This window comes from Halobacteriovorax sp. GB3 (genome assembly GCF_028649655.1).
Classification (GTDB): Bacteria; Bdellovibrionota; Bacteriovoracia; order Bacteriovoracales; family Bacteriovoracaceae; genus BSW11-IV.
The window spans coordinates 727779-740367 of record NZ_JAQSLN010000003.1 but is presented as its reverse complement, the minus strand read 5'-3'; the positions used below and the strand labels follow the sequence as shown (position 1 = coordinate 740367).

Annotated in this window: 14 protein-coding genes; 7 read left to right on the top strand and 7 right to left on the bottom strand. The window is 37.5% G+C overall.

Going from position 1 to position 12589, the window contains the following annotated elements:
- Nucleotides 1-81 precede the first annotated feature (81 nt).
- The 3 genes from HBN50_RS09800 to HBN50_RS09790 all read right to left on the bottom strand — a co-directional run bounded on the left by HBN50_RS09800 (nt 82) and on the right by HBN50_RS09790 (nt 3444).
- Nucleotides 82-456, bottom strand: a complete 375-nt coding sequence (locus tag HBN50_RS09800) for a cyclic nucleotide-binding domain-containing protein (protein WP_273869558.1) — start codon at nt 454-456, stop codon at nt 82-84.
- Nucleotides 457-593: 137 nt separating this feature from the next.
- Nucleotides 594-1310 carry a Crp/Fnr family transcriptional regulator gene (locus HBN50_RS09795; protein WP_273869556.1) on the bottom strand — a complete coding sequence of 239 codons (717 nt, stop codon included), beginning with the start codon at nt 1308-1310 and terminating at the stop codon, nt 594-596.
- A gap of 217 nt (nt 1311-1527) precedes the next feature.
- Nucleotides 1528-3444, bottom strand: a complete 1917-nt coding sequence (locus HBN50_RS09790; RefSeq protein WP_273869555.1) for a hypothetical protein — start codon at nt 3442-3444, stop codon at nt 1528-1530.
- A 164-nt stretch (nt 3445-3608) separates the two neighbouring features.
- On the opposite strand from HBN50_RS09790, the gene HBN50_RS09785 reads away from it, so the two are divergent.
- On the top strand, nt 3609-5336 hold the full coding sequence (locus HBN50_RS09785) for a DUF6178 family protein (RefSeq protein ID WP_273869554.1): 1728 nt from the start codon (nt 3609-3611) through the stop codon (nt 5334-5336).
- Here HBN50_RS09785 and HBN50_RS09780 read toward each other — a convergent pair.
- The 3 genes from HBN50_RS09780 to HBN50_RS09770 are packed head-to-tail and all read right to left on the bottom strand — an operon-like array spanning nt 5322 to nt 7099.
- On the bottom strand, nt 5322-6233 hold the full coding sequence (locus HBN50_RS09780) for a transporter substrate-binding domain-containing protein (protein ID WP_273869553.1): 912 nt from the start codon (nt 6231-6233) through the stop codon (nt 5322-5324). The two genes, HBN50_RS09785 and HBN50_RS09780, sit on opposite strands and share 15 nt — an antisense overlap.
- Nucleotide 6234: 1 nt before the next feature.
- Nucleotides 6235-6612, bottom strand: a complete 378-nt coding sequence (locus tag HBN50_RS09775) for a hypothetical protein (RefSeq protein ID WP_273869552.1) — start codon at nt 6610-6612, stop codon at nt 6235-6237.
- A gap of 4 nt (nt 6613-6616) precedes the next feature.
- A complete protein-coding gene (locus HBN50_RS09770; RefSeq protein ID WP_273869551.1) occupies nt 6617-7099 on the bottom strand; it encodes a hypothetical protein in 483 nt (160 codons plus the stop codon).
- Nucleotides 7100-7254: 155 nt separating this feature from the next.
- Between HBN50_RS09770 and HBN50_RS09765 the strand changes: the two genes are divergently transcribed.
- Nucleotides 7255-7890, top strand: a complete 636-nt coding sequence (locus HBN50_RS09765) for a hypothetical protein (RefSeq protein WP_273869550.1) — start codon at nt 7255-7257, stop codon at nt 7888-7890.
- Nucleotides 7891-8928, top strand: a complete 1038-nt coding sequence (locus HBN50_RS09760; RefSeq protein WP_273869549.1) for a CpaF family protein — start codon at nt 7891-7893, stop codon at nt 8926-8928. It abuts the gene before it with no gap.
- Between the two features lie 9 nt (nt 8929-8937).
- Here HBN50_RS09760 and deoC read toward each other — a convergent pair whose 3' ends face one another.
- Nucleotides 8938-9618 carry a deoxyribose-phosphate aldolase gene (deoC, locus tag HBN50_RS09755; RefSeq protein ID WP_443135172.1) on the bottom strand — a complete coding sequence of 227 codons (681 nt, stop codon included), beginning with the start codon at nt 9616-9618 and terminating at the stop codon, nt 8938-8940.
- A 120-nt stretch (nt 9619-9738) separates the two neighbouring features.
- Here deoC and HBN50_RS09750 point away from each other — a divergent pair, with 120 nt between their 5' ends.
- The 4 genes from HBN50_RS09750 to HBN50_RS09735 all read left to right on the top strand — a co-directional run bounded on the left by HBN50_RS09750 (nt 9739) and on the right by HBN50_RS09735 (nt 12540).
- Entirely contained in the window at nt 9739-10695 is a 957-nt protein-coding gene (locus tag HBN50_RS09750; RefSeq protein ID WP_273869547.1) for a sensor histidine kinase, read from the top strand.
- Nucleotides 10692-11420 (top strand): response regulator transcription factor, encoded by a 729-nt coding sequence (locus HBN50_RS09745; protein WP_273869545.1) that lies wholly within the window; start codon nt 10692-10694, stop codon nt 11418-11420. Before HBN50_RS09750 ends, HBN50_RS09745 begins: the two co-directional genes overlap by 4 nt.
- 95 nt (nt 11421-11515) lie before the next feature.
- Nucleotides 11516-12283 carry an enoyl-ACP reductase FabI gene (locus tag HBN50_RS09740; RefSeq protein WP_273869543.1) on the top strand — a complete coding sequence of 256 codons (768 nt, stop codon included), beginning with the start codon at nt 11516-11518 and terminating at the stop codon, nt 12281-12283.
- Between the two features lie 8 nt (nt 12284-12291).
- Nucleotides 12292-12540 carry a hypothetical protein gene (locus tag HBN50_RS09735; protein WP_273869541.1) on the top strand — a complete coding sequence of 83 codons (249 nt, stop codon included), beginning with the start codon at nt 12292-12294 and terminating at the stop codon, nt 12538-12540.
- The last annotated feature ends 49 nt before the right edge of the window (nt 12541-12589 follow it).

Below are 12589 nucleotides of genomic sequence, written 5' to 3'. Positions count from 1 at the left end.
TTCAATTATAATTTTAAGTACTTCGAAGTCAAAAAAACATGATCTAAATCATTTTCTCTCAGGACCTTTGTTAAGATGTACTTAAGTTTTGATCAATTTCTGAAATAATTCTCCAATATCTTGTCCTTGATGTTTCTCAATGAATTCAAGCACAGAGCTCTTGTCTAAAAAGCAAACCTTAGTTCCTGGTAGGATCTGAGCACTGTAGTGCGATGGAGAGTTTGTCATAAGCTCTTTAACGCCAAATAAAGTACCCTTACTGATGATTGCTTTTACTTTCTTATTCCTAAGCATCTGTACGTGACCATCGAGAAGAAGGTAGCCAACGATTGGAATTTGCCCCTCATAGAAGAGGTCTGATTGAATAGGGAAGGTATGAGTGTCGACGGCTTGTTCGATCTCACAGATGGTTGAATCATCTAATTCTATTATGTTTTCTTCACTTACTCTTTTCATGTTCTTAATTTAGTTCGACAAAACTATTAAGAATATGATTTAGATAAGCTTTTTAAAAAATTATAGATAGTAATTGATAAAAAAAAACCGCCTTTTAAAGGGCGGTTTTTTCATTATGTAGAATAGATATAATTTGATTAGTAATTTAAGTTGGCCCAATCGACAAGTTTTTCTTCGTTAACAACAAAGAGAACTTTCCCTTCTTGCTCGATGAGATTCTCATCTTTAAATTCAGAGATAAAACGTATAAGAGTTTCATTGGCCGTTCCAATCATTGTGGCCATCTCTTCTCTTGTTAGTTTGATATTGAGCTTGAAGCGCCCTGTGGAAACTTCTTCTCCGTGTGTTTCTTTGAGAAGTAGAAATAATTCAGCGAGTCTTTCACGAACATTTTTTTGGTGAAGTGAAGTAAGTTTTGACTCCGCTGCACCCATATCTCGACTTAATTTGTTAATGACATTGAGAGCAACACTTGGTTTTTCTTCAATCACTTTCAAGATATACTTTTTATCGATAAAACAAACTTTTGAGTCTTCAATGGCCGTGGCCGTTGCCGAGTAGTAATCATTTGTAAAAAGGCTTCTATGACCAAGAACGTCTCCGCCTTTAACGATACGAACAATTGATTCTTTTCCATCAGGTCCCGTTTTCGTCACTTTGATATTACCAGAATTAATACAGTAAATTCCAAATGGGTGATTCCCTTGCACAAAGAGAGTTTGTCCCTTCTTGTACGTGTTGGTCACTTTATGCTCTGAAATCTCATGTAGTTCTGAGTTCTTCAGCTCACAAAAGATCCCCTGACCTTTTGAAGGGCAGTGCTCACATCCATTCATTTCTCTTGAATTCTTCATGGTAAATTCCCGTTTACAAACGAAAGCTAAATTTTTGCTTAAGCATAATTTAGCAATCGACGCGTATTCTCAATATGATCTAAATCATATTATAGACCAGAACGATAATAATTCTATAGTTAAAAGGAGTTTTTAAGCATTTAGAGGCGCTATTTCAAGGAAAAAGGCCCCTTTGCTTTAAGATAGGTTAGAACTTATTACAAAAAGAAAGAAATCTTTATTTTACACAAGATTTCTTCGCTTCTTTTACTGCATTTTTAACAACCTTGGCCATTTCATCAGTATCCAGTTGTCTAACCATAGAGAACATTTTCTCAAGAGCATCTGCTGGTAGTTGGGATGAAAGTGTCATAAAGAGGTCGTAATCTTCTTTATTATCTAGTTTTTGCGCGAGATTTTTTAAATTTTCAGCATAAGCTTCATCACTACTTCTTTGGTAAAAGGCCGAGAGCTTGTCGATTTCATCTTTTGAAACCTGACTTGTTCCTTTTGCCTTTTTAAGAAGATTAATTGCTTTAACTGCAGAAAGATCGAGTGCACTAAGTCCAACAGCGAGAACAGCATTTGTTCTGGCTTCTTTGAATCTCTCAAAGGCCTCCTGGTATTCGATCTTTTCTTGATCATCTGAAAGTCCCGAGAGAATTGCTTTTCTAGAGAGATCGTAGTCGTCATATTTTTCAAAAGAGCTCTGAGTCCAATATGCTGCTTCAGCTCCTCCAAGTGCCATGGCCGCTGGTGCTGACATGGTGAGCGCTGCACCTCCAGCAGCGAGCCCAGCAGTTAGACTTCCCCCTAAAAGAGCTCCACCGACAACGGCTCCAACCCCTGTGGCAATGAGAAGTCCCCCTCCAATGGCCGCTGCAATAATTGCTAGTTCATCACGTTTTTTTGCTTGTTCACTTTGGCGGTCAATATCTTTTATTAATGAACAGGCTATGGCCGAGAGTTCAGGTGAGTTTAAAAGAATCGGTCCAAGAGCGTGAGGGGAGTTTGCAATCAGGTCTGTGAGGTTTTTTTGCAAGGCCTGATCTTTCATTGAGTTTTCAATGAAATCTCCCTGAAGCATGCGGTTTTTAGGAACGCTAGGCTCTTTTGTCATCGTACTAAGATCGAGCATATGCTCTTGAAGCTTTGACGATATCTCTTTAGCCGCCTCTTCTATATCATCATGTTTAATTTTCTCGTGTGGCCTAAAAGAAAATTTATCTTTTCCGGTTGTGATGAATTCATCGTGATCTCTATTGTATAGATGAAGTTCTCCCATTTCGTCTCGTAGGTTTGAACTCATTAAAAGAGCTCCTCGAGGATCACTGGCCATTTCTAAGTACTGCTTTCTGTATTGAGAGTAGTGAGCATTTTTTTCAGGTAGATCAATCTTGTCAAACCAATACCATCTCTCATTACCTTTGAGATCAATTTTCGAAAGATTTCTATTGAGCTTATCAACGCCCTCATTGAGATAGTTTTTAAGTTCTTCTTTGCTATAGCTTGGCTTCGATGAAAACTCTCTACGAAGGTTTTCAATATATTGGTCAATGCTCTTTTTCTGCTCGCTAGTGCACTCAAGGTTTTGACATAATTTCTCACTTGAAAGAGGAGGTGCCTTTAAAACATTGGCATAGCGTTTTTCAAAAATAAGCTGTGAACGGATATTCGATTTTAAAGAGCGATCGATGAGTTGAGCTTGAAGCCTTTTCTTCATATTGCGCTCCATTGCCTTGGTGACATCGCCACTCCAACTTTTTATTTGTTGGAATTGGTCACCACTTGGTTGGCAAGGAGTGAGCTCTGCTGTTTGGGCAGCATTAAAACTTCGCTCGATAAGATTGTTATCTGTTTGGCATTGTGAAAATGACTTATGTAAAAAGAGTAGTCGCTTGGCCTTCTTTTGATTTTCGATTAACTTTTTGTAACCAGGTTGATTGGATAGAGAAGACGAGCTCCTCTGTATTTCTTTATCTAGTGAATCGATAATCTTTTTAGAAGACTGTTGAAAGAGTTTAAAGTCAACTTGTGGGGAGAAGAGTCGCTTTTGCACAGCGAGCATTTCTTGTACCTGAGTAGAGCCTAGGGCCTGTGGACTAAGGGCGAAGTTCAATAAAATAATGAGACTATTTAGTTTTTTAATTTCCATATCCCTCTTATCGGTGAAAATTCTCAACTATTGAGCTGTAAGTTATTGATAATCAATGAGTCTTAAAGATGCTAACTCTTCAGTTTACAAGAAGTTAGCTTTGCAAGAGTTCTCCTCTATGCTATATCCACAGGATTAATTTTAAATCAAAGGGAGCATTTGGCGTGAGTGAAAAAAAGTCACTAAATGTTATTGAGAACATTCTAACTGAGGCCAAGGCCTACACTTCTATCGAGTTGATTGAAAGTGCCGTCGAAGCGGGAAAAGACTTAAAGCACTTTCCTGTTCAACCTCTCTATTTGGTTGTTAAAGACCTTCCTCTCGACAAGATCTCACAAACATTGCCACTCATGACAAAAGACCAGAGAAAAGTTTGTCACACAATCGATCTTTGGAGCAAAGATAATTTGGATCTCGAGCATTTTCCTCGTTGGATTGTGGCCACAGCAGAATGTGAAGATGATAAGGTTCGCTTGGAATTTGCTTCAAGTAGTGAGTTTGCTCTTTTCTTGAAAGGTAAGTTCAATATTTGGACCTTCGATGTGGAAGATCCGCTCTATCCTGAACACGATAATTATTTTCTAACTGAAGACAATCTTCTGCTTGTTGAATTTGATGATGAGTGTGTTTATGTTGAGCATGTAAAAAAGCTAATCAGCGACCTCTACACGGAAATGGGAGTTGAAAATGCTTATGCCCACCTTTTCAAGTATGTCTCAGAGGGGTTTCTAACTCTACAAGAGGAAGAATTTCATTTTAAAAAGAATTTTATGAACGACTTTGGTTTTGTTGATTATTTCGAATCACTTGAAGTCGATAATAGTTTTCCAAGCTTTTCTCATATTGATCACTTTATTACATCTAAAAAGAGAATCACTGGAGAATTGCAAAATATTTCCAAGGAACAAGGTCTGCACAAGAATGCTCTTATGGCCTTTGAAAAAGGTTTTGAGTCTATTTATGAGCAGCTTAATAAGGTTACTGATGAAAAGAGATTCCAGTACCTTCACTTCAACTTTGTTCGCCTCATAAATGCTAAGGCAACACTAGATAACTCGCTTAAGAGTGGGTCTGTTGCTCTTACTAGAACGGGAAATCGAACGAAAGAAAGAATGATTCTTGGTTATGCTTACCTTATGGACTTTGCCTTGAAAGGTGAGATCAAAGAATTCGTTGCCGATGATTCAATTTTTAATCTCTTCGAGTTTACTGATGTCTATAAAGTTGGAAATTCCCTTATTTCTCTCGTTCAAAAAGAAGTGAAAAAAAACCTTCGCCAATTTCAATTTGAAGGTGAGGATGAAACATTTGTCGGAAGCTTTTGGGAAGATTTTCTCGATAATACATTTAATGAGCAAGTTCGCTATAGTGAAAATGGACGCGCAGAAAAAGCTAAGGCCGTTAGTGATGTTGAAACTTATTTGACATGGAAAAAGAGGGCCGAACTTTTTAATCAATCTGCTCCTTTTATTTCACAATTTAAAGTTGCATTTAACAAGCTCGTTGAAGAGGGAAAACTATCTGATACTTTTTATATTAACTATAAAATTGAAGAAATCGACTTTGAGGCCATTATCCTCTCTAGCTTAGCGAACTTTCTTCTAGGCAATTATGCTAAGGAAGATAGTGCGCAGAAAATGGGGCTTACTGTTGATGAGTTTAAAAGCTTTTGCAATCTTGTGTTAACAAGTGAGGGAGAGATTAGCCTCGATGATAAAATTGACGCTAAGTTTGAAGAATTTATCAATAACTTTGGTCTTTCTGAAATACCTGACTTTAAAACGTATCTTTTAAAAATTATTCAAGACCAACTTTCAGGTTATGATGTCACGACACTGACAATGGATGATTTTAAGCACGTTGGCGGACCGATTATTTTAAATGTCCTTTAAAAAAGAATTTTCAAGGAGTTTTTGATTTTTCAAAGGCTCCTTGCTTAAAATCTCATCTAAATTTTCAAGATCAAGCCACAACTCTTTTCTTTTTTTAAGCTCCTCGTCTGGAAAAAAAGGATTGTTGATGTAGTGAATTTTTCTCGAACTAATTTTAGACTTTAAAAGAGAGACGCGAACAATAGCATCATTGAGAAGCAATTCTCTTATCTTTCCTTTCGAGACGAGTCTTTCCATTCCATCATTTAATCTCTTGTGGAGCCTTTTATTTTTCTTACTTACAAAGAAGAAAAAAGGGGCGTGGTAAAACAAAGCATGAGTCTGATCTACAATTAATTCTCCTAGGCCATATTGGTGTATTTCTGTATAAGGTTCTGTAACACCGCGAGGATAGAAGTCATATCGTCCAATGCGAAGAAGATCAAAAGAGGAGTTGTAACTACTAAAAGGAAAAACATTGAATCCTTGTGATCTTAAAATTTCTGTGTCCGGCCAATCTTTTTCTTGGCCGAGCTTAATTTTTTTTAGTTCAGTAATTGTCTTTATATTTTCAAAGCGAACTTTATCTTCTTTTCTAATGATGAGAGTTCTAAGACCTATGAGACCCATCAACAAAGGTATTTTAACGGGTTGAAGTTTTTCTTCTCTCGAAATTGAAGTCATGGACCAGATGAGATTGAGCATCTTATTATCTGCTGTAAGGACGACCTCTCGTGCTTGAGTGTATTTTGGAGTTTCTTTTAAGATATAAGGGCCATAGTCTTTTTTTGTCTCTTCTAGAGCGGCCAGAAGTATTTTTCTGACGATTTCAAAGTGGGGTTGAACAAAAGCATGGCTAATGACATCTTGAGCACGAACTGTACTAATGAGTAAAAAGGATATGATTAGGACTTTCATCCTATCCTCCAAAGGCCCTTTTAAAAAGAAGTTCAATATTCTTATTAAGAGCACTATCGTTTTCAATATATTTGTGAACGAGCTTATGCTTGAGTTGAATTCTTGATTTCTCTAAGCTTTCAATGAGAGCTTCTGTATTGTCGCTCTTTATTTTACTTGGCAATTTAACTGCGTAGAGAAGATCTAGCTTTTTGTGTCGATTAAGTTCTGATTCTAGAAAAGCACTAATTTTATAGCTTTCTGTGAGCTTTTCATTGTCTCTTCTATTTTTCTTTGACTCTACTTGTTCAATTTCATCAACGACAAGATCCATGACCTCTTCAAAGCCTTGAAGTTCTTTCATTTTGTCTTCTGTTATTTTTTTTATTCTTTTAACCATGGGCCTATCTTCTCTCGTTTAATTCGATAAGTTCTTCGTAAAATGTATTCTCTTTACTTTTTTCGAAGAGTTTTCTTTGTTTTTTTACTATGGGAATGGCCTTGGCCTTGAGCTGGTCAATATTGATATTGGAAATTTTTTGGGCCAGTATAGAGGATTTATTTAAAAGAGATAATTCTTTATTCTTAACTCGAATTTGTTTTTGAATGAAATACTCGGGCAATTTCTCAATTGTATCGATCGTCAAAAATGGGCAATGGGGTATATCAAAGTCAGTAATGACATAGAAAGGATACGGAATATTGGGGTCCTTTTCTAGTTCAATAAACGCATTTCTAATATTTTGAATCGTCGAACTGACTGCGGCATAGCTTAAACCACGCAAGTCTGTGTAGAGTGGATTTTTAGTTGACGACTTTAGTTGAGTCGTTAACTCGGGTAGTGCGATGTCGTTAGTTTTTATTTTCTCAAATGTAGGAATTTTCATTGTTCTATTATAGCCCAATAAAAAAAATCTTCAAAGATTGCACTCTTGTTCCCAGGGCCTAAATTATTTAAAATTAAAGAAAAAAAGAGAAGAAGGGCCAAGTGTTAAAATATCCCTATATTAATTTTCCATCTGATTTCGCAACATTGTTGAGGATGAATATCCAGTCCGCAGCTAAAGACATGGGTCTTATTCACTCAACAATTTATTCAATGCCTAGCTTACTTGCCATGATAAAGAAAATGACAGGTCAAAGAGAGGAGAGCTTTATTCTTGAAAAGGAAGTTAAGGCGCAGGGATGGAAGCCTTTTGAATCGAGAATCGCAGCGTTTTATCTTGAAAAGAAAATGCGTGGAGAATATCCAAAAAAAGAAGATACGAAGATTTTAAAAGAAATCCTAGAATTTGAAGATCAGCTCTCTTCTTTTTCTATCGCCGGTTACTCTCGCTCTTTTCAACTTGGCATGTATTATAAGCTTTGGTCGATTGAGTCCAAGGATTTAGATGCAAGCTTTCAGGGCAATCCAATGATTGGCAAAGAGCATACACTAGAGCTTATCCGCTTAACTGGTTCGAGAGTTCTTCAAGTCGATTACCTCTATATCGTTCTACAACATCTAGGAACATACCTTGGAGTTGATAAGGTTAAGTATCATCTTGAAAATGGTGAAGATTACTTCTCTCTCTACGATCTTTTGGATCGCGACTTAAAAGAAAGTCTAATACACAATCTATTAACATACAGTGCATCTATTGATGATAAAGAATTTTTTCTTCCTTTGGAGCTATAAATGATGAATGAGGCAAACAGTGTTTGGAATATGATTAATGAGCTAAGCACGAAAAAGGGGATAAGTGAAATAGTCATCAATGATCCTAAAACAGTTTTCGTTGAACGTGGTGGTAAATTCATTCAGCTCAATGTTCAATTAACTAAAACTGATATGTATGAATTCATATCAGATGTCGCGAAATTTAATAAGAGAACTTGTGATGTTAATCATCCTATTCTCGATGGAAATCTTCCCGATGGAAGTCGTATTAATGCTATTATCGAACCGTTTAGTTCTGGCTCGCCTGCAATCTCTATTCGTCGCTATTTAAAAGTGGCCCAGTCTTTTGCTAAAAACCCAAATGCTTTTGGCCTTAATGAAAACTGGTGTGAGCTAATGAGGGCCCTTGTTAGTGCAAATATGAATGTCATCGTCTCCGGAGGAACGGGGGTCGGTAAGACGACTTTTTTAAATATGCTTCTTGGTGAGTTATCTGTTGGAGAGAGAGTTGTAACGATTGAAGATACTCTTGAATTATCGCTCAATCGCCCAAATGTTGTAAGGCTTGAAGCTGCTTCTCGCTCCACATCAAAAGCGGATATTGGTATCAGAGAGCTCGTTAAAAATACATTGAGAATGAGACCTGATCGAATTATTATCGGAGAGGTTAGAGGTGCAGAAATCTTTGATCTTCTACAGGCCATGAACACTGGTCATGATGGCTCAATGACATCGGTTCATGCGAGTTCTCCTGGAGAGTGCTTTCAAAGAATTGAAACCCTCTTTCTCATGACTGGCTTTGATGTTCCTATAAAAGTAATTCGTAAATTACTTGTTTCAGCAGTTGATTTTGTTATTCAAATTTCAAGGGATCGTGATGGAAATAGAGTGATCAGCGAGGTTCGTGAACTTACGGGCATGGAAGGGGATATGATTACATCTCAAGTGATTGCAACATTTGAAGATGGAAAACTAAGTGCAACGGGACTTAGTCCTCAGAGAATGGAGAAGCTCGCTAGACTTGGCGGACTTCCCCTGGACTTCTTTAATAGCTAATCTATCGAATTAATAGTCACTCTTAGATGTAAGGCCTTGCATGATTTGAACTCCACTGCTCGCACCCAATCTGCTGGCACCAGCTTCAATCATGGCCTTAGCCTGTTCAAGGTCTCTAATTCCACCTGAAGCCTTTATGAGCATGTTGCTTTCAATTGTAGACTTCATCAGTTTTACATCTTCGATTGTCGCTCCGCCGCCGGCAAAGCCAGTTGATGTTTTTACAAAATGGGCCTTGGCCTTATCTGTGATCTTTGTTGCTGTTGCAATTTCTTCTTTTTCTAAAAGAGCTGTCTCAATAATAACTTTAACAATAATTTCACTTTTAGAATCTTGCTCTTTTGCGGCCAAAACAACAGCGCGAATATCATCTTCTACTAGTTGAAAATTTCCCTCTTTAAGAGCACCAATATTAATAACCATATCAACTTCATCGGCTCCATCAGAAATGGCCTTCTTTGTTTCAAATACCTTTGTCTCAGTTGCATTGGCCCCTAGTGGAAAACCAATAACAGTACAAACTTTTACCGGACTATCTTTCAAGATCTCTTTTGCAAGTTTGATGTGTGTTGGGTTGATGCAAACTGAGGCGAATTCATATTCCATGGCCTCTTGGCATAAACGTTTTACTTGCTCACTCGTTGCATTTTGCTTGAGTAAAGTATGATCGATTGTTTTATTGATTGGCATCATAGAGAACCTCGTCTTTGATTTTTACTTAGAAATAACTCTTAAAATTGCTCATAATTCTAACAATTTGGTGGGCAAGAGTGAAGTTTTTAATCCCATTCTTTCGTGGTAAGCTAAATTATGCAAAAGTTACGTTGGTGGAATAGACCACTATTAATCCTCGTTTTAACGATTATAGCCCTGGGCGTTAGTTACTATCTCTATCTCGATAGCTATCTTCGTGTGCAAGAGGCCATGGCCAACTTTGTTATCAAGTATAAGCTCGAAGAAAAACAGGATCTCGATACTCAAAGCTGGGTCTTGATTCTTATTTTAAGTATTCTTTTAACGGTCATTCTTTTTGGAATGTCTATCATCTATGTCTACTACCAAAAAATGATTCAGCTCTATCGTATGCAACAGAGTTTCATTAATGGTTTCACTCACGAGCTTAAAACTCCAATTGCATCACTTAGACTGTTCCTCGATACTTTCACCAAACATGAACTCTCAAGAGAAGATCAGTTAAAATATCTCGAGTTCATGAAAAAAGATACTGAGCGACTTGCAGAGAATGTTGAGCAAATACTCTATTTAGGAAGAATTGAAGATAGAAGTTACAAAGGGGAGAGGTCAACATTAAACCTAGGTGACTTTATTTCATCGATTGTTGAAAAGTCATCCCACCACTTTGACGATTTGACGATAGAATTCAACGAAAGTGATGAATGCTGGTGTGAAGTGGATAAGAAGCTCTTTGAGTCGCTTGTTCTCAATCTTATTTCAAATGCTCAGCGCTATAAGAAAGATGGTCAGGGCCAGTTGAATATCTCATTGAATACTGCCGGTTCAAAGTGTTTCTTAGAATTTCAAGATCGTGGTATAGGACTTGAAAAGAAACATCTCAAGAAAGTGTTTAAAAAGTTTTTCCAAGTTGGAAAGAGTGTCAAAGGCTCAGGTCTTGGACTTTATTTTGTGTGGCAAGTGACAAAACTCCATCATGGATCAATCAGTGTTCATAGTGAAGGGTTGCAAAAAGGTTGTCTTTTCAAGTTAAGTTTTCCGCGAGTGATTTGGAATAAAAAGGATTCTCTATGAATCAAAATAAAAAGAAGATATTGGTTATTGAAGATGAATTTCATATTGCTGAGGGGATTAAGCTCAATCTCTCTTTGCAGGGGCACGATGTAAAAGTTGAAGGCGATGGTATTCGAGGATTAGATACGTGGAAAAAATGGTCGCCAGATCTTCTTGTTCTCGATCTCATGCTTCCTGGACTTGATGGGCACAAGATAATTAAGGCCATCCGTGAAGAGAATCTTCAAGCTCCAATTCTCGTTCTATCTGCTAAGGATCAGACCCGCGATAAAGTACGTTGCCTAGAGGATGGCGTTGATGATTATATCGCTAAGCCTTTTGACTTAGACGAGTTTCTTTTGCGTGTAAAACGACTTTTACAACAATCAGATTGGTATGATCATAGAAAGGGACAAAGTGATCTTGAAGTTAATGAGTCCCTTGTGGAATTTCAATTTGGCGACAATCAAGTGAACTTGAAAACACTTGAAGCGGTAAGTGGGAAGAATCAATTCAAGCTTACAGCTCAAGAAGCGCAGATTCTAAAGCTTTTCTTTTCAAATGAGGGAAGGCCTTTAAGTCGAAAAGAGTTGCTTCTTTTTGGATGGGACTATGATGCTGAGACATCAACGAGAACTGTTGATAATTTTATCGTCCGTCTTCGCCGCTACTTTGAAAAAGATCCCAAAAACCCACGCCACTTTATTTCAATGCGCTCAGTCGGATACGTCTTTAAAAAGGGCTAAATTAGCGGATTCTCGCTCTCTTTTGGGTTGTCATCACCATGGCCGCTTGTTACCGTAATTGCCATCTATTCAATAAGAATAAAGAAGGAAGGAATATGGGACTGTTACAAGATAAAAAAGTTCTAATTTTAGGTTTAGCAAATGATAAGTCGATTGCTTGGGGAATTGCTAAGCAAATGAAAGAGCAAGGGGCGAGAATTGGACTTTCTTACCTAAACGAAGCTCTTCAAAAAAGAGTTGAACCACTTGCGCAAGAACTTGGTGCAGACTTTACATTTGAAATGGATGTTACAGTTGATGAGCACTATGAAGATATGAAAAAAGTTGTCGAGAAAGAATGGGGAAGTGTCGATGTTATCGTTCACTCACTAGCTTTTGCCGATAAAACTGATCTTAAAGCTGGTTTCACGCAAACTTCAAGAAATGGATTTAAAATGGCCTGCGATATCTCGGCCTTCTCTCTTGTTGGTGTAACACAAGCACTTCAAGAACTTCTCTCTGACGATGCTTCAATTATGGCCCTTACTTACCATGGTTCTGTAAAAGTTCTTAATGGTTACAATGTTATGGGTGTTGCAAAAGCAGCTCTTGAAGCTTCTATGCGCTATCTTGCAGATGACTTAGGTCCAAGAGGAATTAGAGTTAACTGTATTTCTGCAGGTCCAATTAGAACTCTTGCAGCTTCTGGAGTGCCAGGTCTTAAACAATTTCTTAAAGATGTTGAAGAGAAAGCTCCTCTTAGAAGAAACGTTACTCAAGATGAAGTTGGTGGAACGGCCGTTTATCTCGGTTCAAAACTTTCTAACGGTGTAACGGGACAAGTTCTCTACGTTGATAGTGGTATCTCGATTTTAGGGGCATAGATTCCAAGATGATGGATCAAGAATATCCTCTCGATTTCTTTATACCAATTACCAATAACGATCATTTATTAGGTCGCCTAACTGTCAATAAGTTGGGCGATTCTTTTAGTGTTGAGATTGATATTATCTTTGATGAATCAAAGAAGATCTATCAGCACATTGATATTCTCTACAAGCGTGAGTCAAAAGAAGATGCCATTGACTCAGGTGTTTCGCGCTTGGCACAATTTCTCAATAGCTCCAATAAAAATCAGTAAGTTAGACTGTGTATTCCTTTCAGTAAAGACTGTTGATTTAGTCGTTTGA

What these genes read in the sequence shown, in the direction of transcription:
- HBN50_RS09800 (WP_273869558.1), bottom strand. Translation starts at nt 456, where the DNA reads ATGAAAAGAGTAAGTGAAGAAAACATAATAGAATTAGATGATTCAACC.
- HBN50_RS09795 (WP_273869556.1), bottom strand. Translation starts at nt 1,310, where the DNA reads ATGAAGAATTCAAGAGAAATGAATGGATGTGAGCACTGCCCTTCAAAA.
- HBN50_RS09790 (WP_273869555.1), bottom strand. Translation starts at nt 3,444, where the DNA reads ATGGAAATTAAAAAACTAAATAGTCTCATTATTTTATTGAACTTCGCC.
- HBN50_RS09780 (WP_273869553.1), bottom strand. Translation starts at nt 6,233, where the DNA reads ATGAAAGTCCTAATCATATCCTTTTTACTCATTAGTACAGTTCGTGCT.
- HBN50_RS09775 (WP_273869552.1), bottom strand. Translation starts at nt 6,612, where the DNA reads ATGGTTAAAAGAATAAAAAAAATAACAGAAGACAAAATGAAAGAACTT.
- HBN50_RS09770 (WP_273869551.1), bottom strand. Translation starts at nt 7,099, where the DNA reads ATGAAAATTCCTACATTTGAGAAAATAAAAACTAACGACATCGCACTA.
- HBN50_RS09765 (WP_273869550.1), top strand. Translation starts at nt 7,255, where the DNA reads ATGAATATCCAGTCCGCAGCTAAAGACATGGGTCTTATTCACTCAACA.
- HBN50_RS09760 (WP_273869549.1), top strand. Translation starts at nt 7,891, where the DNA reads ATGATGAATGAGGCAAACAGTGTTTGGAATATGATTAATGAGCTAAGC.
- deoC (WP_443135172.1), bottom strand. Translation starts at nt 9,618, where the DNA reads ATGCCAATCAATAAAACAATCGATCATACTTTACTCAAGCAAAATGCA.
- HBN50_RS09750 (WP_273869547.1), top strand. Translation starts at nt 9,739, where the DNA reads ATGCAAAAGTTACGTTGGTGGAATAGACCACTATTAATCCTCGTTTTA.
- HBN50_RS09745 (WP_273869545.1), top strand. Translation starts at nt 10,692, where the DNA reads ATGAATCAAAATAAAAAGAAGATATTGGTTATTGAAGATGAATTTCAT.
- HBN50_RS09740 (WP_273869543.1), top strand. Translation starts at nt 11,516, where the DNA reads ATGGGACTGTTACAAGATAAAAAAGTTCTAATTTTAGGTTTAGCAAAT.
- HBN50_RS09735 (WP_273869541.1), top strand. Translation starts at nt 12,292, where the DNA reads ATGATGGATCAAGAATATCCTCTCGATTTCTTTATACCAATTACCAAT.